The sequence below is a fragment of the Clostridium sp. MF28 genome (assembly GCF_002969175.1).
In the GTDB taxonomy this organism is placed as follows: domain Bacteria; phylum Bacillota; class Clostridia; order Clostridiales; family Clostridiaceae; genus Clostridium; species Clostridium beijerinckii.
Window position 1 is genome coordinate 4010994 of record NZ_CP014331.1, and the last position, 18764, is coordinate 4029757.

The window sequence follows — 18764 nt, forward strand, 5'->3', positions numbered from 1 at the left end:
CATGCTAATTATGAACCTTCAATTATTCGCTCATAAAAAAGGGGTTGGTAGTTCTAAGAATGGTAGAGACTCTGAATCAAAAAGATTAGGAGTTAAATCTGCTGACGGACAATTTGTTCTTGCTGGAAATATTCTTGTAAGACAAAGAGGAACTAAAATTCACCCAGGTGAAAATGTTGGAAAAGGTAAGGACGATACTTTATTTGCTAAAGTTGATGGAGTTGTTAAATTCGAAAGACTTGGTAGAGATAAGAAAAGAGCAAGTGTTTACCCAGTAGACGTTGAAGCAATAGCTGAATAATTATTTTAGAAATAAAGCACTCTTAGTTTAAGAGTGCTTTTTTAAGGCATATGAAAGAAAATAATGAGTTAAGAAGGTGCCGATGTCTAGAGTGACAGATATCAGAGAAATAGACTAGCATTTTAGATGTTATTTTCTTTGATATGCCTTAATATTTTTATGATAATATATATTGAGATTAGACATTAAATCCAATATTATATAATAAAGCGATATTTTTTAGGAAAGAATAAGTAATAATAGAACTAAAAAATTTTATATTAAGATGATAAAGTAAAACAAACAAGGAAAGGTGATTTTTATGTTTATAGATACGGCGAAGGTTTTCGTTAAATCTGGTAACGGTGGTAATGGTGCTATTTCATTTAGAAGAGAAAAGTATGTACCTCTAGGTGGACCAGATGGTGGAGATGGAGGAAAAGGTGGTAGCATCATTTTTCAAGTTGAAACTGGAATAACAACGTTATTAGACTTTAAATACAAGAAAAAGTTTATTGCAGAATCTGGTGAAAATGGCGGCGGTTCAAAATGCTATGGTAAAGATGGTGAAAGTTTATATATAAAGGTACCTATGGGAACCATTATAAGAGAAGCAGAAACTAATAAGATAATTGCAGATCTTTCTCATAAGGGGCAAGAATTAGTATTATTAAGAGGTGGAAAAGGTGGAAAGGGAAATGTTAAATTTGCTACTGCTACTAAGCAAGCACCTCATTATGCAGAACCAGGGATGCCAGGAGACGAGTTAAATATAGTTTTAGAATTAAAGTTACTTGCTGATGTTGGATTATTAGGATTCCCTAATGTAGGTAAATCAACATTGTTATCAATGACAACAAAAGCAAAACCGAAGATTGCAAATTATCATTTTACTACATTAAAACCTAATCTAGGTGTTGTTGCTGTTGATGGGATTGATCCTTTTGTAATGGCTGATATTCCAGGAATAATTGAAGGAGCAGCAGAAGGTGTTGGACTTGGAATACAATTTTTAAGACATATCGAGAGAACTAGACTTTTAATTCATATAGTTGATATATCTGGTGTTGAAGGAAGAGATCCTTTTGAAGATTTCATTAAAATCAATGAGGAATTAAAGAAGTATTCTGTAAAACTTTGGGATAGACCTCAAATTGTTGTGGCTAATAAATCTGATATGCTTTATGATGAAGGCATATTTGAAGACTTTAAAAAGAAAGTTCAAGAAATGGGATTTGATAAAGTATTTAAGATGTCAGCAGCTACTAATGAAGGTGTTGATGCTGTAATGAAAGAAGCGGCAAGAATACTTAAGGATATTCCAGTTAAAGAATTAGAAATCTCAGAAGATGAAATGTACATACCAGAAGAAAAGAGATTTACTTATGATATTACTGTTGAACATAATAAAGAAGAGGGATATGATGTTTATATAGTTGAAGGTACATTTGTAGATAGATTACTAAGTGCAGTAAATGTAAATGATGCAGATTCTTTAAGATACTTCCATAAGGTTCTTAGAAATAAAGGTATTTTTGATGAACTTAGAGAAATGGGAGTAAAAGACGGTGATATGGTTAGATTAAATGATTTTGAATTTGAATATATACTTTAATTAATTCAAATTTAATATTATATTGCTATATAAAAATGTTCTGCTTATAATTGAGTGCAGTGAAATTTAAGTTATAAGTTGAAAAATAACCCCCAGGGATAATTAATACAACAAATATGTTGAAAAATTTTAGGAGGAATAAATAATATGTTAACAGGAAAACAAAGAGCTTATTTAAGAGGATTAGCTAATGATATTTCACCAATATTTCAAATAGGTAAAAATGGTGTTGAGGAAAACTTTTTAATACAAGTTTCACAAGCATTAGAAGCCCGAGAATTAATTAAAATAAAAGTTTTAGAGAACAGTGGTTTAGAAACAAGAGAAACTTCTGATATGATATGTAAAGCTGTAAAATGTGAAGGAATTCAAGCAATAGGTAATAAGATAGTTTTATATAAACAATCTAGCAATTTGAAAAAGAGAAAAATTGAATTACCTAATAAATAATTATATATAGGAAATAATTAATAGAGAAGCTGCTTTTATAGAAGCTTCTTTTTTTATAAAAATTAAGATATTAAAAATAATATTTAAGTTTACTTCATGATATAATAAAAAAGGAATTTTTAATATGATTATAATAAGTATAATACTTTTGGAGGAAATCTTATGAAACGCTTTGGTATAATAGGTGGTACTTTTGACCCTATTCATAATGCGCATTTATATATAGCCTATGAAGCTAAAGAAAAATTAAGCTTAGATGAAGTGATCTTTATGCCGGCAGGAATACAGCCGCTTAAGGCCAATAATATAATTACAGATCCTGGATTAAGGTATAGTATGGTTAAAGCAGCGATAGAGCACTTTAGCGAGTTTTCTGTATCGGATTATGAAATAGAGAAGGGCGGACTTAGTTTTACTCATGAAACATTAGAGTATTTCAAAAATAAGATTAGTGATAGAGATAAAGATAATGAATTGTTTTTTATAACTGGAGCAGATTGTTTGTTTAGCATGGAAAAGTGGAAAGAAGTAAAAAAAATCTTTTCACTAGCAACTCTTGTGGTGTTCTCAAGAGGAGGAATAAACAAAAGTGATATGATAAATAGGAAACATATGATAGAAGAAAAGTATAATGGAAAAATAATTGTTTTAGATTTGAAAGAACTTGAAATATCATCAACTGATATAAGAAATAGAGTACATGAAAATAAGAGAATAGATTTTTTTGTGCCAGAGAGAGTTTCGGATATTATCTATAAAAATAGGCTATATAGATAGAATTTCATAAAGCTAATGCTCTGGTGATTTATAGAAATATATTTAATTTTAGGAGGAAGTTATCTTGTTATCCATAGAAGAAATGAATTTGTATCTTAAATCTAATTTGTTAGAAAAGCGTTATATGCATACTTTAGGGGTTGCAGACACAGCAAAGCGGTTAGCAAAACTAAATGGAGTTTCAGAAAAGAAGGCTGAAATTGCAGGTCTTGCTCATGATGTTGCTAAAAATTTATCTATAGATAAAATGAGAGAAATGATGAAAGAAAATAATGTTATTATATCTGAGATAGAAGAAAAGAATATGAATTTATGGCACAGTATTGTTGCACCAATGGAGGCAAAAGATAAACTTGGAATTGATGACGATGAAATACTGGATGCCATAAGATGGCATACTACAGGTAAAGAGGATATGTCCACTTTAACAAAGATTATTTATATAGCAGATATGATAGAACCTGGAAGAAATTTTGATGGGGTTGATGAGATAAGAAGAACTACATTTGATAACTTGGATAAAGGAGTCTATTTTGGTTTGACTAGTAGCATAAAAATATTATTGGCTAGAAACTTATTAATTGATGAAAATACTATAAAGGCACGAAATTATTTTCTATTTAATCCTGAATTTAAATTATAAGTATTGATATAAATAGAAATTTCGACTTATTTAATGAGATTAGAGAGGTTACTTAATGTATATTATATTAAGTAAAGAAAATTTATAAGAGGTGGGTGCATGAGAAGGAAAACTAATAAAAAGAGAGATACAGCATTCTTAAAAATTTTTAAAAAGGGTAATGATTCTACAACAGTATTTGAAAAGTTAGTTTTAGGTATTATATCTCTTATAATAACTTTTGTTATAGTATCAATGGTATCTGGAGTTTATGCTTTAATGAAGGTTGAGAGCAAATTAATGCCAAGTGGTGCAAGTGTATCGTTTAATCAGCCAGTAAATATCTTGTTACTTGGTATGGATATAGGAGATCCGAAGCAGTTAAATAATCAATCAATAAAGAGAACAGATACAATAATTGTAGCTAATTATAATCCTCAAACCAAAAGTATTCGTATTGTGTCTGTTCCAAGAGATACACTAATAAGTATAAATGATAGAAATGTTAAAATAAATTCAGCTTATGCAATTGGTGGATATCCGAAGATAAAATCAGAAGTTGAAAATCTACTGAATATAAATATAAATTATATAGTTAAAGTCGATTACAATGCTTTTCGTGAAATCATTGATGCTATCGGAGGAATTGAAATGAAGATCGATAGAAATATGATTTATGATGATGAAGGTCAAAATCTTCATATAAATTTTAAAGCCGGTGAAACTGTAACTCTAGATGGTAAGAAAGCAGAGGAATTTTTTAGGTGGAGAAAAAATAATGATGGAAGTGGACTTGCTAATGGAGATTTAGATAGAATAGAAAATCAACAAAAATTTATTTCTAAGGTTATTGAAAAGTGTACAAGTCCTTTTGTAATATTTAGAGCACCTAAAATAATGACAGCATTAGGAGATAATGTAGAAACTAATCTGTCACCAACTGATATTTTAGGATATGGGTTTAAATTTATTGGTATAAAAAAGGAAAATGTAACAATGGCAACTGTAAGTGGAACACCAAAAACCATAAATGGAGAGTCATTTTTAATAGTTGATAAAAATGAAAATAAAGATATATTATCATCACTTACTTCATCTTCTGCATCTAATAAATTAGCAGAAGGAGCAGCAAAAGATGATATAAGAATTAAGGTTTTAAATGCCACAAAGATTAATGGATTGGCGGCAAAAGTAGCAAAGGAATTAAATGATGCTGGGTATACAAAAGTTGATACTGGCAATACTGAACTTAGTGATAAAAGTGAGATACTTAGTAATGATGCTGATAAATTAAAGACTATTAAACAGGATTTAAATATAAAAGAAAATGATGAAAAAGATAACAAGAAAGAATATAAAGATTATGATGTGATTATAATCTTAGGTAAGGATTTTGAAACCTTTGGTAAGTAAAGTAAATTTAGAGTTTTGTGGTGGCTCAATGAAACACTCCACATAATATGTTGCTTATTTCTAGTAGAGTAATGCACATAAACTTAATGGATATGTATGGTTAGTAAAAATACAAAGATATTAGAAGGAGTATTATCGTTATTGTGCATTATCAATTTGACATATTCCTAAATTATACTATATGAGGAGAAGATAAATTATATGAGTATTTTAGAAAAACAGGTTGTTAACATAGAGAAGGGCACTAAAATAAGAGAATATTTGAAAGTGGAACTTGGCTTATCAACAAGATTAATTAGAAGTGCATCTCTTGGTAAAAGAATATTTGTTAATGATGAAGTTGTAAAAATGAATAGAGTTCTAAATGAGGGAGAAATTATTAAAATTGATCTGGCAAAAGATGAAAGTCAGGATATAGCTCCAGAAAAAATGGATATAGATATAGTTTATGAAGATGAAGATATTTTAGTAGTCAACAAGAAACCTTTTATGGTGGTGCATCCAACTAAAAGTTATCAAAGTGGGACTCTTGCAAATGGAGTAATAAATTATTTTATGGAGAGCGGTCAAAATTGTATAGTTAGATTAGTTTCTAGATTAGATATGAATACATCAGGTCTTATTATAATTGCTAAAAATCAGTTTTCTCATGGAATGCTATCTAAAGAAATGAGTGAAAATAAGGTAGAAAAAAAATATTTAGCATTAGTTCATGGAATTATAAAAGAAAAACAAGGCACGATTGATCTACCAATATATAAACCTGAAGGAATTGAAAATGGCATTAGGAGAGTTATTGATGAGAGAGGTCAAAGGAGTATAACTCACTATAAAGTTGTTGAAGAATACAATGAATCAAGTTTAGTAGAATGCAAACTTGAGACTGGAAGAACCCATCAAATTAGAGTTCATTTGAGTCATTTGGGTCATCCCATTTACGGTGATACATTATATGGAGATGGGGATGAAGAAGATTTTATAAAAAGGCAGGCTCTTCATGCCTATGGATTAGATTTTAAATCTCCAAGAAGTGGTGAAATACTTTCATTAAGAGCAGAACTTCCAGATGATATGAAAGAATTAATTAGTAAATTGAAATAAATTTAATATGATAAGTAACAATGTAAAAAGCTCAAGCATCTAATTTAATAAGTTGCTTGAGCTTTTGAATTATTCTATTGTAAGTATGATTCCATAAAACTTCTTGATAAATTTAAGAATTCTTTTAGAGCAGGAGAGATCCATTTGTTTTTGTGATAAAGTACTTGAGATATTATTCCAAAGTCAGGGCCTTCCCAATTTAGAGGAACAAGTTTACCACTATTTATTTCATCATCAACAGCAACCTTTGGAAGTAAGGTTATTCCAAGACCACTCATTGTAAATTGTTTAATAGCTTGAATACTTCCTGTTTCTATAGCTACATTTGGCTTTATATTGCAACTGTTTAATATATTTTCTAATGTAGCTCTGTAGCTACATCCCATTTCTGTTAATATAAGTGGTTCTGACTCGATATCTTTTGGAAATACTTCTTTTTTATTTATAAGGGGATGGCCAGGATATGCTAAAAGCAACATTGGCTCTGGAATTTCGATTTCTGATATAAATTCTGCTGAATTAATTTTTACACCTAATGAAAATGCTACATCAATAATATTATCATTTAAGAAATATTTAAATTCAGCACAATTTCCAAATTTTAAAGAGATGTCCACTTCAGGATATAGCTTTTTGTATTCTTTAAGGATTTCAGGAAGTCTTAATACACATAAAGATTCAGCAGCACCAATTGTTAATGTACCACTTGGAACGTCAGTATTAAGTACAGCATTTTTTACATCACTTGATAGTTTTAATATTTGTTTTGCATATGGCAAAAGTTTCTTTCCTTCATGTGTTAAAGTTATGTTTTTACCTATTCTTTCAAAAAGTTTTACACCAAGCTCACTTTCCAAAAGCTTAATTTGTGTCGTTATACTAGATTGAGCATAGCCCAGGTTATCGGCTGCTTTAGTAAAACTTTGAAGTTTGCTTATCGTTAAGAAAGCATTAAGTTGTTTAAAGTCCATATAATCATCTCCATCAAAATAATTGATTATGTTAATAGAAATTATCAATTTTACTAATATATGCATAAATGATATCATACTTATAATAGATAAGCAAAATTAATTTTAAGAGGTGGTTTTAATGGGAGACAAGTTGAAGGTTGGTATAATAGGTGCCACAGGAATGGTTGGACAAAGGTTTTTATGCTTATTAGAAAATCATCCTTGGTTTGAAGTTACAGTGCTAGCGGCAAGTAAAAATTCAGCAGGGGTAACTTATAAAGAGGCAATAGCTAATAGATGGAAGATGACAACACCATTACCTGAAAAATATAAGGATATGGTAGTTGAGGATGCATTTAAAGTTGAAGAAATCTCTGGTATGGTGGATTTTGTATTTTGTGCAATTTCTCTAAATAAGGAACAAACTAAGTTACTTGAAGAAGATTATGCGAAACATGAAACACCAGTTATTTCAAATAATTCAGCTAATAGAAATGTGGATGATGTGCCGATGTTAATTCCAGAGATAAATGGAATACATGCACAGATTATTGAAAGCCAAAAGAAACGTTTAGGAACAAAAAGAGGATTTATAGCAGTAAAGCCTAATTGCTCAATTCAAAGTTATGTTCCTCCAATAAATGCCCTTATGGAGTACAATCCTAAGAATATTCTGGCATGTACCTATCAAGCCATTTCCGGAGCAGGTAAAACTTTTAATGAGTGCCCTGAAATTATTGATAACGTGATACCATTTATTGATGGTGAAGAAGAGAAAAGTGAGAATGAACCACTAAAAATATGGGGACAAATAGAATCTGGTAAAATTATAAATGCTAATAGTCCGATTATTACAACTCAATGTATAAGAGTACCTGTAGCAAATGGACATTTGGCAGCAGTTTATGTTAGTTTTAAGAACAAACCTTCGAAAGAAGAAATAATTAGTAGATGGGAAAACTTCAAAGTTCCAGAAATAGTTCTAGGGCTTCCAAGTGCTCCAAAGAAATTTTTGAAATACTTCACAGAGAATAATAGACCTCAAACTAATTTAGATAGAGATTATGAAAATGGAATGGGAATATCAATGGGAAGATTACGAGAAGATAAGATATTTGATTACAAATTTGTGTGCCTTTCTCATAATACATTAAGAGGCGCAGCAGGTGGTGGAGTTCTTTCGGCTGAATATTTGAAAGCTTGTGGATATTTAAATGCAAAGTAAATTTTTATAATTAATATATATTTAAATAAAAATAAAGGAAGTCATCTGTTGCTTCCTTTATTTTTATTTCTTTAATTTTATATTTATAAGCTTCCTTAATCCAAATACTCCTGCTAAAACAATAGCGACAGATCCTATATAGAGTTCTGAATTTACATTGTTTGACAATGAATTAATAGAAAGAGGAAATTCATACTTTCTAGATGTTCCAGCAGCTAAATCCATAGTTGTATATTCTTTGTCATTGACATAAACAGTACCTTTTAGTATATTATCACCTTCATTAAATGATTGTTTGCTTAAATCCTGATCCTGTATTTTTATTTCAGAAGATACTGAATCTTCCTGACCCTTAGGAACATCACAATCAATATCTTTTGAGGCCATAACAGGTATTGTAAGATTGTTAGTTATTTTGTACTGTGAGACTTCATCGCCTTTTTGGTAAAGGTGAACTAAAGAATAATTATCAAAGCCGTAATTTAAAACTGCTTGCATATCATGAAAGTTTTGATCTTTATCAAGCGCATTTAAAAATGAAGCTACAAGAACATGTCCGTTCTTTTCTGCAGCAGCTACGTAAGTATGATTTGATTTTGTTGTATAGCCATTTTTACCGCAAAGAGCAAAAGGATAATAATATCTAGAATTCTTATTTATCATATAATTTTTATTGTTAAGTACAATAGTCTTTGAAGGATTATTCTTAAGCGTTATTGTGTAATTTGGTGTGGTAGATAGTTGAACGTAATCTTTATTATTGATAGCTTCTCTTAAAAATAACGCTAAATCGTGAGCAGTAGTTGTATGTTCAGGATCTGGCAATCCACTTGGATTTTTGAAGTTTGTGTGTAAAGCTCCAAGTTCTTTTGCTTTTTCATTCATAAGTTTAGAAAATGCTTCTGTACTTCCTGATATGTGATCAGCTAAAGCATTTGCACAATCGTTTCCTGATTCCAAAAGAAGCCCTAAAAGCAAATCGCGAACAGTTACTACATCACCTTTTAATAAACCAACAGCAGTTCCATCTATTTTAGTGAAATCTTCTTGAACTGTCACTTCATCATCTAGTTTGCACTTTTCTAAAGTTATAATTGCAGTCATAACCTTAGTAGTTGAAGCAGGCTCCAAAACTTTCTCTTCATTTTTCCCATATAACACTTGTCCAGTAGATGCATCAATTAAAGCACAACCCTCAGCGTTAATTTGTGGAGGCTGTGTTTCTGCTTGTACACTAGTATAGGTAAAGCAAAATAAAAACAAGAATAATATATTAAATGTTTTAAAAATTCTTTTCATAAAATTCTCCATACTTATATTGAATATTTTTAATGGTACTCAAAATACATTTTATCAAAAAAAAAGAATTTACGCTATACAAAGTTCAAATAGATTCCAATAAGAGTCTAAATAATAAAAAAGTGGAAATAATATCTAAGGAGAAATTATAAAGGAGAAAAAGAAGTGGTACAAGAGTTCTTAAAAGATAAGAAAAAAATTGGTATATTGAGTATGCTATTTATTGTGGTAATTGTACTTATAGGATTATATGTGAAATCTGGGTTTAAAGAGCTGAAGAAAAATGATACTGAAAGTATCTTTGTAGATGATAGTATTGAGGCTGATACATCAAATGATGAATCAGTTAATGTTAAAAATAATAATAAATCAAATAATAATGATAGCAAGAAACAAATAGTTACAGCAAAAAATAAGAACATAGTTGTAGAAATAAAAGGAGAAGTGAAAAAGCCAGATGTTTATACAATGAGTGAAAATTCAATAGTAAAGGATCTCATAGACATATCAGGTGGGCTTACTGAAAATGCAGATTTAAGTAATATAAACAGAGCAAAAAAGTTGCAAGATCATGAATTGATTTATATTTCAAATAAAAATGATGAAAACAAGGAAATCCAAACTGTAAATTCAAATTCTAGTAATAAAGATATTTCAGATAAAAAAATTAATTTAAATAGTGCAACATTAGATCAATTAAAGACATTAAATGGCATAGGTGATTCAAAAGCAAAAGGCATAATTGAATATAGAGAAAAAAGCGGTGGATTTAAATCAATTGAGGAAATAAAAAATGTATCTGGAATAGGAGATAACATGTTTGAGCGAATAAAGGAACAAATTGAAGTTTGAACAACTTACAAATATATTACATTAATACTTGTTAACGTTATAATAATTGCATGAAAGAGTAAAAAAATATATAATAAACAGTGGTATATCAAAACTAATTATATTAAATGAATGTAAAAGCAGTCTAGAAAAGAGAATATAATATTATTTAGGTAAGAAAAAAGGTATAATATTGACACATAGTTGTAATACACTGATGGTAAAATTGTATTATTCATTTGCCGTATATTAGTTAGACATAAAAATAACATCTAATTTAAATAAGGGGGAAAATTTAGTGTCTAAAAAGGTTATAAGTATACTTATGAGCATAATAGTTGCAGCATCGTTAGCTGGGTGTAAAAATGCTACAGATAGTTCAACAAAGAAAACGGACACAACAACGGAAAGTAGCACAAACTCTAATGATGACAGTTTAGAGGGAAAATGGGCAAAAAATTATACATTAGATCAGACACAAAAGTTATTTAAAGATAAATTATCAAATATGGAGAATATAACCAAGGATTTAGGGGTAAAATATACAAAAGATGAGAAAACAAGAAAAGAAAAAGATGAATCTGTAAATGATAACTCCATATATTTTGACAATCAAAAGCCAGAAGTAAATAAAATTGAAAGTATGTATTTTGGAATGAAGACATATGGTGATAACTTAGAGACTGGTGATATAAGTCTAAAGTTGAGCTTAAATTTTGATGGTGAGAGTGCAATAAAGAATAATAATTTTGACTTAGGAAAGACATCTTTTAAAAAGTACATAGAAGCATTTACAGACCAAGAAGGTAGAGATTATTCAGACATAAATAAACAAATAATTGATAAACTAAAAAGTGGTGAAAACCAAGTTCAGATTAATAACACAATTGATGGCTTAAAGGAAGAGATCTTAGCTACCAAAACGTGTATAATATATAAATTATCTACAAAGAAGTACAAATTTGCTGATGGTGAAATGAGTATGAAGTAGATTACAAGGGGGAAAATTTTTTGGAAAAAGATAACTTAAATGAAAATGAAATAAACGATGAAGTGGAAGAAAACGAAATTAAAAAGATTTCGGATACTGAAGAAGAAACAGATAACAATGTTAATAAAGAGGTTGAAAGTTTAATAACTAGCGATGAAGAATCAGATAAACAAGCTTCTTCTAAAATTATATTAGCTAACGCACTTGATCAGTTATTAATGATTGCTGGTTCAGCTTTATTAGTACTATTGTGTGATATAATTTTAAAATTATGTGGATACATGTTCGTAAGGGATAATGGATCTATAATTTTAGCAGGAGGAATAATATATTTTATTATAAATTGTATTTATGCCCCAATAATGGAAAAGAGTAAACTAGAAAATACCTTTGGGAAAAAGATATTAAATATGAATTAATTTATAAACTGAATTTACTATTATAATTTAAAGAATATAAAAATTACTTTTTATATTCTTAATTTTTATTAGAGATAAAATTTTAAAATATAAGTACTTAGGAGTAGATGATGAAAAAAGGAAGCGATTTAAGCGTTAAAATAGAAAAGTTACAATTTCCATCGACGGGAATAGGTTATGCAGAAGATAAGATTATATATGTTAAGAATGCTTTTCCAGGTCAAACAGTTACAGGTAGGGTAAAAAGGAAGAAAGAAGATTATGCGGAGTTAAAATTAATAAGTGTAGATGAACGAGCTGATTATGAGATTGAAACTCCATGTTCTCATTTTGGAGTTTGTGGAGGATGTTCATCACAAAGTATACCATATGAAAAACAATTAGAATTTTTAAGTGAGGAAGTTAAAGAGTTATTTAGAGAAACAAATGTTGACACAGGAGAGTATCTGGGAATTCAAGGAAGCCCTAACCAATGGGAATATAGAAATAAGATGGAATTTACATTTGGTGATGAAGCCAAGGGAGAGCCACTTTCATTAGGCATGCATATGAGAGGAAAATCTTTTGGAATATTAACTGTAGATGAATGTAAACTTGTTGATGAGGATTATAGAAAAATTATTAGATTGACTGCTGATTACTTTAGAGAGAAAGATTTGCCTTATTATAGAATAATGAAAGCTGAAGGCTATTTAAGACATTTAGTGATAAGAAAAGCTCAAAATACTGGCGAGATTTTAGTTAATTTAGTTACTACTACTCAGATAGACTTTGATTTAAGCGAATATGTTAAATTGCTAAGAGAACAAAGTTATAAAGGAAATTTAGTATCTATAATCCATACTGAAAATAATTCGAAATCAGATGCAGTAATACCAGAAAAGGTAAATGTGTTATTTGGAAAAGATTATATTAGAGAAACATTACTCGGATTACAATTTAATATTTCTCCATTTTCATTCTTTCAAACCAATACAAAAGGTGCAGAAAGCCTATATTCTATTGTTAAAGAGTTTATGGGAGATAGTGAAGAAAAAATTGTATTCGATCTCTATTGTGGTACAGGAACAATAGGGCAAATAGTAGCTCCAAATGCAAAGAAAGTAATAGGAATAGAACTTATTGAAGAAGCAGTTGAAGCAGCAAGAGAAAATGCTAAATTAAATGGATTAAATAATTGTGAATTTATAGCCGGTGATGTAGCAGAAATAATAAAAACAGTAAAAGTTAAACCAGATATAATAATATTGGATCCACCAAGAACTGGAGTCCATCCTAAGGCTTTGGATTATGTAATTAAATTTAATGCACCAGAGATAATATACGTTTCCTGCAATCCAAAGACATTGGTTAATGATATTAGAGTGCTTACGGAAAATGGATACAAAGTTATAAAAACTAAAGTTAAGGATATGTTCCCTAATACACCTCACGCTGAAACTGTGGTTAGGCTAATTAAAAAATAAAGTAATTTCAATGTTTCATAATATTATATAAAAGCTAATTACCACCCATTGTTTTAGATGGGTGGTAATTTAATATCAAAATAATAAACGAAAAATAGTCCAATTTATATTGTATTTGCATTGATATTCTACACTCAAAAGAGGAAGGTGATGGATTTGAATAAAATTTTAGTTATAGATGATGATGATTATATCAGAGAGCTTATTTGTACAGTATTAAAAAATGAAGGATTTTCTGTAGCCGAAGCTGTAAATGGAAGAGATGCATTAGAAAAACTAGGGGAGGAAAAAATTGATCTTTGTGTACTTGATATTATGATGCCTCAAATGGATGGCTATGAATTTTGTAAGCAAGCACGCAGATATTATGAGGATATGCCAATTTTAATGTTGACCGCCAAAAGCGAGCTTTCCCAAAAAGTAAAGGGCTTTGAACTTGGTGCAGATGATTATTTAACAAAACCATTCGAGATTGATGAGTTGCTTGTTAGAATAAAAGCTCTTTTGAGGCGTTATAAAGTAGCTGCTTCGCGGATTATTAATATTGGTAATTTAGTGATGGATAAAAGTAGTTATACAGTCATTAGTAATAATGAACAATTCGATATACCTATGAAGGAATTTGAACTCTTATTCATGCTTGGAAGTTATCCGGGTAAAACCCTTTCCCGTGACAGGCTCATAGAAGAGGTTTGGGGTTTTGATTTTGAAGGAAACGAACGAACACTTGACGTTCATATAAATCGTCTTAGAGAGAGGTTTCAGTCTGATATTTACAGGTTCAAAATTGCTACTATTAGGGGTCTTGGTTACAGAGTGGAGGAAGTGAAGTGAGGGAAGGAAACAGGTATTTTTTTTCACTAATACTGATTTTTATTATAACATTACTTGGTCTTACTAGTGGATATTATATTTGTATATTTATTTTCGGTAAGTCAGAAAGCATTCCTCTACATATAATATTTATTGTTCAAAGCTTAACTTCTGTTGTGATATATTTTCTAGGTTGGAAAGCACTTATATATATGCACTGGCGCTTCGCTAATAAACATAAAAAATTTGATCTTTCACATTTTCCAATATTAAGCGGAGCTGTTGAAGCCATGAATAAGATAGCTTCTGGTGATTTCAATGTACTTGTTAAAACAAATGAACTCGATCCTTTTAATGAGGTAGCAGACAATGTCAACAGAATGGCAAAAGAGCTAGGGTCTTTGGAGAAACTACGCCAAGATTTTATATCAGATGTGTCACATGAAATACAGTCACCATTAACTTCTATATCAGGGTTTGCTACTCTGTTAAAAAAAGGAAGTTTAGATAAGGATCAGATATCACATTATGCCAGCATAATAGAAACTGAAAGTAAACGATTATCTAAATTAAGCGAAAATCTATTAAGATTATCTAATTTGGAATCAGAAGACAATAATTTAAACTTAAAGAAATATGAAATAAACAAGCAAATTGAAAGTGTTTTACTTATGTTAGAACCACAGTGGTCGGCAAAAAATATAATACTTGATATTTCTCTTGAAGAAACTATCATATATGGGGATGAAGATTTATTAAGTCAGGTATTTATAAATTTGCTTAATAATGCTATTAAATTTACGCCAGAAAACGGAAATATAGGTGTTAACTTATATAACAATGAAGACGGGGTCGAATGTAAAGTCTCCGATACAGGTATAGGTATTTCATCGGAAGATCAACCGCGGATTTTCGAGAGGTTTTATAAAGCAGATAAAGCTCGTAATCGTTCTTTGGGTGGAAACGGACTTGGACTTTCAATAGTAAAAAAGATTATTGACTTACATGGAGGGAAAATATCTCTTACAAGTGAAATTGGAAAAGGTACAGAATTTATTATTTGGCTGCCTAAGGTATATGAAAGAAAATAACAAGTCCTAATATTCAGGCAGATTGACTTGTTATTTTTTTGATAATGCGCAAATAGAAGCTAAATATGTTCATTATTACAGTCTGAATTAACAGACTGTAATTTTTTGTTTACATTGAGTTTAAGTTCCATTTAAGTTTAGTTTAAATTGCAGACATATACTATGTTTTGTAGAAGCCAAACGGGCTTTAGAAATAATATTATTGTTAAGGCAAATTTTATTACTTAAATACAATGCGAAAGGAGTTTTTTATATGGAAAACACAGAAAATATAGATGAAAAATCACTCTACTATCTTGAAAAGGCACCTGTTACAAAAGCAATAATACACATGGCTACTCCTATGATACTAAGTAGTATCGCATCAGTTGTATATAATATCATCGATGCTTTTTTTGTTGGTAAACTTAATAATACTGCAATGATGGCGGCAGTGATACTGGCATTACCATTTTCATTAGTATTAATGGCAATTGGACAAATGTTTGGAGTAGGTTCTGGAACATATATATCAAGACTTTTAGGTGAAGGCAATACAGACAATACCCGAAAAGTTAGTTCTATTAACTTTTGGTCATCAATGCTTATGGGTATTATTCTTATGATGATATGTCTGCCTTTTTTATCCTCTATTTTGCCGCTTTTAGGAGCAAGTGGCGAAACGTTACAATATACAAGAAATTTTGTTATGGTACTTGTTATTGGAGCTCCAATTATCATTGTTAATATGGCGCTTGACGCAGCTGTACGTGCAGAGGGTGCATCCACTATTTCTATGACTGGTACCATAGCAGGTATTATTATTAATATAATACTTAATCCCTTTTTCATTTTCGTTCTAAATATGAATGTTATGGGATCAGCACTAGCCTCTGTTTGTGGTAATATAGTTTCCGTTTTGTATTTTATATATTATTTGCAAAAGAAGAGTACTGTTCAGAGCTTGTCAATTAAGGACTTTAAACCAAGTAAAGAAATTTATGGTGAGATTTTTAAGGTTGGAGTTTCAGCTTTATTAATGAGTGGATTTTTTGTTATCATAAGCCTGCTATTCAATAATTATTCTATGATTTATGGAGATAGTGTTGTGGCGGGATTTGGAATCGCACAAAGAGTTGTCCAAATTGTAGATTGTATTGGTATGGGCTTTGCAATGGGAGTTGTACCACTAATTGCATTTGCTTACTCTGCAAATAACCAAAAGCGTCTCATGGAAATTGTTAAGAAAACTATATTGTATATGCTTGGTTTAACATTAACTTTAGGAGCAGTTCTATTTGCACTCAGGTTACAGATTATTGGCATCTTCAGTATTGATCCTAATGTTATTGCCATTGGTCAAATAACCCTTATAGCTCAACTTTCCTCAACTGTTTTTGCTGCCCTATGTGAATTTTTTACTGGAATTTTTCAAGCTCAAGGTGATGGTGTGAAATCAAATATTATGGCCGCGGTGAGGGGTGTTTTATTTGTACCTATTCTGATTGTAGGAAACTTGCTATTTGCTGTTAATGGTGTTATTTGGGCTATGACAGCTACAGAAGGACTCTCATGTCTCATAGGAATTGCCTTATGGCTTGGAATTAGACGAAAAAGTTTACTAGAAATTTCTATGAATAAACAGATAAGTTAAATTAAACATAACTTTTTAGCCTAAGCGAAGATGAGTGGAATGGTGGATTTAGAATTCAGATAGTGGTTATGAAAGTATGCTTTATTAAGTACTAAAGGGACTTTTCTGAATATAATTAATTAAAAATCCTCTGACTGTAGATTCATATAGTTAGAGGATTTAGTTTTTTACATATTTTGATATAGATAAGTATTACTTTATCTTAAAATAAAATAGCCCCTAAAGTGAAGGGGCTAGTGAATAGGTTAAAATAAAAAAAGATTATGAATGGAGAGTAACTAAATGAGAAACAAATAACATTCAAGAGGTTTCTTTTAATTATATGAAGGCTAACATCAAATAATTCTAAATAGTAATAGATAATTCTTCGCACTTCAATTAAGGAGTGAAAAATATAGCTTATTGCTGAGTATATTAAGAAAAAGAATTATTATGAAAAGTTTAAAACTTAGTGAAATGTAACGATAATAATTGTATAAAAAGTAGATAAATGCTAATTAGGATAATAATCTATGGAAGTTTAACAATACTACATTAACAATAAACGTTAGATAAGCAAAATAAAGTTTTTATTTAAAAGTACGATATATTTAATGTTAAATTTAATATTAAATTGGCAAAGCAGTTGAAAAACTGTGACGCAAAGCTAGAGGGCCTTTTCCTTTTGAAAGGATGGCAGCCAGTTGCAAGTCTTTGCCTATTTGAAATGAATAGGAGGAAAATGAAATGAATGACAAAATTTTAATTTGTGATGATGCTAGATTTATGAGAGTTACTTTAAAGAATTCCTTAGAAAAAGAAGGATATCAAGTAGTTGATGAGGCAGAAAATGGAGAAGTGTTGATTGAAAAATATAAGCAATTAAATCCTGATTTAATACTAATGGATATTACAATGCCTGTAATGGATGGAATTAGTGCACTATCATCAATTATGGAGATTAATCCTAATGCGAAGGTGATTATATGTTCTGCAATGGGACAAGGCGATATTGTTATTAAAGCCATAAAAACTGGAGCCAAAGATTTCATTGTTAAACCATTTAGAAATGAAAGATTAATACAATCAGTCAGAAGAGTTTTGGAAAACTGATTTCCCAATGTACATATTTAAGGTAAATATCACGCTAACGTATCACATTGTTTATAAATAAGAGTGTGATTTTTTATTATGTAATGCAAAAGATTTGAAAAAACTAGTATAGAGCATACTAGTTTTTTTCGGTTAAATTAGCTCACATGCTGCCTAATATTTTGAGTTTATTGGGACAGATTTATATCGTTTAATACTATTAATTTATTAGTTATTTTTTTTTAACAATATATTAAGAAATGATTAAGATGTTTGACAAAGAACTGACAAGAAAAAATAATAGTATATTCATAGGAAGGGAGTTTGATATTTATGTTAAGAGAAATTGAAGAATTAAAAATTAAAGATAAAATTACAATAGAAGACAAACAAATGCTTAGAAAAGCACTAGATGGCATAAAGGGATGGAAGTTCAATCCGGTTGCAGTAATTACAAATGGAATTGAAGATTATTATTTTATATGTAGAGTAAAAACAGTAATAAAAGATTTACAAATGAAGATGGCAAAAGTATATATTAAAATACAAGAGGGGAGTAACCCTAGACTGTTGGCAATAGAAGAAATATAATAATTCAAATACATGAATAAATAAAAGCGGAAATAAATTTATATCTATAATGTATAGAAAAGCAATTTCTAAGTAAAAACTGGAGATTAGATTAGTAAATAAATATATAAAATAGATATTACA

General features: G+C 29.7%; 19 protein-coding genes and 1 riboswitch. Of the genes, 17 read left to right on the plus strand and 2 right to left on the minus strand.

Going from position 1 to position 18764, the window contains the following annotated elements:
• The first annotated feature begins 1 nt into the window (after window position 1).
• From rpmA to AXY43_RS17705, 7 genes are all read left to right on the plus strand, one after another.
• Window positions 2–301, plus strand: a complete 300-nt coding sequence (rpmA, locus tag AXY43_RS17675; RefSeq protein WP_011967859.1) for a 50S ribosomal protein L27 — start codon at window positions 2–4, stop codon at window positions 299–301.
• A 301-nt stretch (window positions 302–602) separates the two neighbouring features.
• Window positions 603–1895 (plus strand): GTPase ObgE, encoded by a 1293-nt coding sequence (gene obgE, locus AXY43_RS17680; RefSeq protein WP_011967860.1) that lies wholly within the window; start codon window positions 603–605, stop codon window positions 1893–1895.
• Between the two features lie 147 nt (window positions 1896–2042).
• The gene (gene yhbY, locus AXY43_RS17685; protein WP_011967861.1) at window positions 2043–2345 is read left to right on the plus strand and encodes a ribosome assembly RNA-binding protein YhbY; all 303 of its coding nucleotides are present in this window, start codon (window positions 2043–2045) and stop codon (window positions 2343–2345) included.
• Between the two features lie 162 nt (window positions 2346–2507).
• Window positions 2508–3122: a nicotinate-nucleotide adenylyltransferase gene (gene nadD, locus AXY43_RS17690; RefSeq protein ID WP_011967862.1), complete on the plus strand. Its 615-nt coding sequence runs from the start codon at window positions 2508–2510 to the stop codon at window positions 3120–3122.
• 64 nt (window positions 3123–3186) lie between these two features.
• Window positions 3187–3765: a bis(5'-nucleosyl)-tetraphosphatase (symmetrical) YqeK gene (yqeK, locus tag AXY43_RS17695; RefSeq protein ID WP_077856099.1), complete on the plus strand. Its 579-nt coding sequence runs from the start codon at window positions 3187–3189 to the stop codon at window positions 3763–3765.
• A gap of 99 nt (window positions 3766–3864) precedes the next feature.
• Window positions 3865–5157, plus strand: coding sequence for an LCP family protein (locus AXY43_RS17700; protein ID WP_077856098.1), 1293 nt, complete (start codon window positions 3865–3867; stop codon window positions 5155–5157).
• Between the two features lie 201 nt (window positions 5158–5358).
• Window positions 5359–6258 carry an RluA family pseudouridine synthase gene (locus AXY43_RS17705; protein ID WP_077856097.1) on the plus strand — a complete coding sequence of 300 codons (900 nt, stop codon included), beginning with the start codon at window positions 5359–5361 and terminating at the stop codon, window positions 6256–6258.
• 74 nt (window positions 6259–6332) lie between these two features.
• Here the strand turns inward: AXY43_RS17705 and AXY43_RS17710 are convergent, their stop codons facing one another.
• Window positions 6333–7229: a LysR family transcriptional regulator gene (locus AXY43_RS17710; protein ID WP_077856096.1), complete on the minus strand. Its 897-nt coding sequence runs from the start codon at window positions 7227–7229 to the stop codon at window positions 6333–6335.
• A 121-nt stretch (window positions 7230–7350) separates the two neighbouring features.
• On the opposite strand from AXY43_RS17710, the gene asd reads away from it, so the two are divergent.
• On the plus strand, window positions 7351–8436 hold the full coding sequence (gene asd / locus AXY43_RS17715; RefSeq protein ID WP_105411887.1) for an aspartate-semialdehyde dehydrogenase: 1086 nt from the start codon (window positions 7351–7353) through the stop codon (window positions 8434–8436).
• 63 nt (window positions 8437–8499) lie between these two features.
• Here asd and AXY43_RS17720 read toward each other — a convergent pair whose 3' ends face one another.
• Window positions 8500–9735, minus strand: a complete 1236-nt coding sequence (locus tag AXY43_RS17720; RefSeq protein WP_105411888.1) for a D-alanyl-D-alanine carboxypeptidase family protein — start codon at window positions 9733–9735, stop codon at window positions 8500–8502.
• Window positions 9736–9900: 165 nt separating this feature from the next.
• On the opposite strand from AXY43_RS17720, the gene AXY43_RS17725 reads away from it, so the two are divergent.
• The 9 genes from AXY43_RS17725 to AXY43_RS17765 all read left to right on the plus strand — a co-directional run bounded on the left by AXY43_RS17725 (window position 9901) and on the right by AXY43_RS17765 (window position 18641).
• Window positions 9901–10587, plus strand: coding sequence for a helix-hairpin-helix domain-containing protein (locus tag AXY43_RS17725; RefSeq protein ID WP_105411889.1), 687 nt, complete (start codon window positions 9901–9903; stop codon window positions 10585–10587).
• Between the two features lie 277 nt (window positions 10588–10864).
• On the plus strand, window positions 10865–11557 hold the full coding sequence (locus AXY43_RS17730; RefSeq protein WP_105411890.1) for a hypothetical protein: 693 nt from the start codon (window positions 10865–10867) through the stop codon (window positions 11555–11557).
• Between the two features lie 20 nt (window positions 11558–11577).
• The gene (locus AXY43_RS17735) at window positions 11578–11976 is read left to right on the plus strand and encodes an RDD family protein (RefSeq protein ID WP_105411891.1); all 399 of its coding nucleotides are present in this window, start codon (window positions 11578–11580) and stop codon (window positions 11974–11976) included.
• Window positions 11977–12086: 110 nt separating this feature from the next.
• On the plus strand, window positions 12087–13442 hold the full coding sequence (rlmD, locus tag AXY43_RS17740) for a 23S rRNA (uracil(1939)-C(5))-methyltransferase RlmD (protein ID WP_105411892.1): 1356 nt from the start codon (window positions 12087–12089) through the stop codon (window positions 13440–13442).
• A 156-nt stretch (window positions 13443–13598) separates the two neighbouring features.
• The gene (locus AXY43_RS17745; protein ID WP_105412517.1) at window positions 13599–14276 is read left to right on the plus strand and encodes a response regulator transcription factor; all 678 of its coding nucleotides are present in this window, start codon (window positions 13599–13601) and stop codon (window positions 14274–14276) included.
• The gene (locus AXY43_RS17750) at window positions 14273–15346 is read left to right on the plus strand and encodes a sensor histidine kinase (RefSeq protein WP_105411893.1); all 1074 of its coding nucleotides are present in this window, start codon (window positions 14273–14275) and stop codon (window positions 15344–15346) included. The genes AXY43_RS17745 and AXY43_RS17750 overlap by 4 nt, the downstream gene beginning before the upstream one ends.
• Before the next feature lie 253 nt (window positions 15347–15599).
• Window positions 15600–16979 carry an MATE family efflux transporter gene (locus tag AXY43_RS17755; RefSeq protein WP_039770307.1) on the plus strand — a complete coding sequence of 460 codons (1380 nt, stop codon included), beginning with the start codon at window positions 15600–15602 and terminating at the stop codon, window positions 16977–16979.
• 605 nt (window positions 16980–17584) lie between these two features.
• Window positions 17585–17670, plus strand: a riboswitch (cyclic di-GMP riboswitch).
• A gap of 35 nt (window positions 17671–17705) precedes the next feature.
• Entirely contained in the window at window positions 17706–18071 is a 366-nt protein-coding gene (locus tag AXY43_RS17760; RefSeq protein WP_011967886.1) for a response regulator, read from the plus strand.
• 312 nt (window positions 18072–18383) lie between these two features.
• Entirely contained in the window at window positions 18384–18641 is a 258-nt protein-coding gene (locus tag AXY43_RS17765; RefSeq protein WP_011967887.1) for a hypothetical protein, read from the plus strand.
• Window positions 18642–18764: the final 123 nt, after the last annotated feature.

Coding starts and splice junctions, on each gene's coding strand:
- rpmA (WP_011967859.1), top strand. CDS start 2: ATGCTAATTATGAACCTTCAATTATTCGCTCATAAAAAAGGGGTTGGT.
- obgE (WP_011967860.1), top strand. CDS start 603: ATGTTTATAGATACGGCGAAGGTTTTCGTTAAATCTGGTAACGGTGGT.
- yhbY (WP_011967861.1), top strand. CDS start 2,043: ATGTTAACAGGAAAACAAAGAGCTTATTTAAGAGGATTAGCTAATGAT.
- nadD (WP_011967862.1), top strand. CDS start 2,508: ATGAAACGCTTTGGTATAATAGGTGGTACTTTTGACCCTATTCATAAT.
- AXY43_RS17700 (WP_077856098.1), top strand. CDS start 3,865: ATGAGAAGGAAAACTAATAAAAAGAGAGATACAGCATTCTTAAAAATT.
- AXY43_RS17705 (WP_077856097.1), top strand. CDS start 5,359: ATGAGTATTTTAGAAAAACAGGTTGTTAACATAGAGAAGGGCACTAAA.
- AXY43_RS17710 (WP_077856096.1), bottom strand. CDS start 7,229: ATGGACTTTAAACAACTTAATGCTTTCTTAACGATAAGCAAACTTCAA.
- asd (WP_105411887.1), top strand. CDS start 7,351: ATGGGAGACAAGTTGAAGGTTGGTATAATAGGTGCCACAGGAATGGTT.
- AXY43_RS17720 (WP_105411888.1), bottom strand. CDS start 9,735: ATGAAAAGAATTTTTAAAACATTTAATATATTATTCTTGTTTTTATTT.
- rlmD (WP_105411892.1), top strand. CDS start 12,087: ATGAAAAAAGGAAGCGATTTAAGCGTTAAAATAGAAAAGTTACAATTT.
- AXY43_RS17755 (WP_039770307.1), top strand. CDS start 15,600: ATGGAAAACACAGAAAATATAGATGAAAAATCACTCTACTATCTTGAA.
- AXY43_RS17760 (WP_011967886.1), top strand. CDS start 17,706: ATGAATGACAAAATTTTAATTTGTGATGATGCTAGATTTATGAGAGTT.
- AXY43_RS17765 (WP_011967887.1), top strand. CDS start 18,384: ATGTTAAGAGAAATTGAAGAATTAAAAATTAAAGATAAAATTACAATA.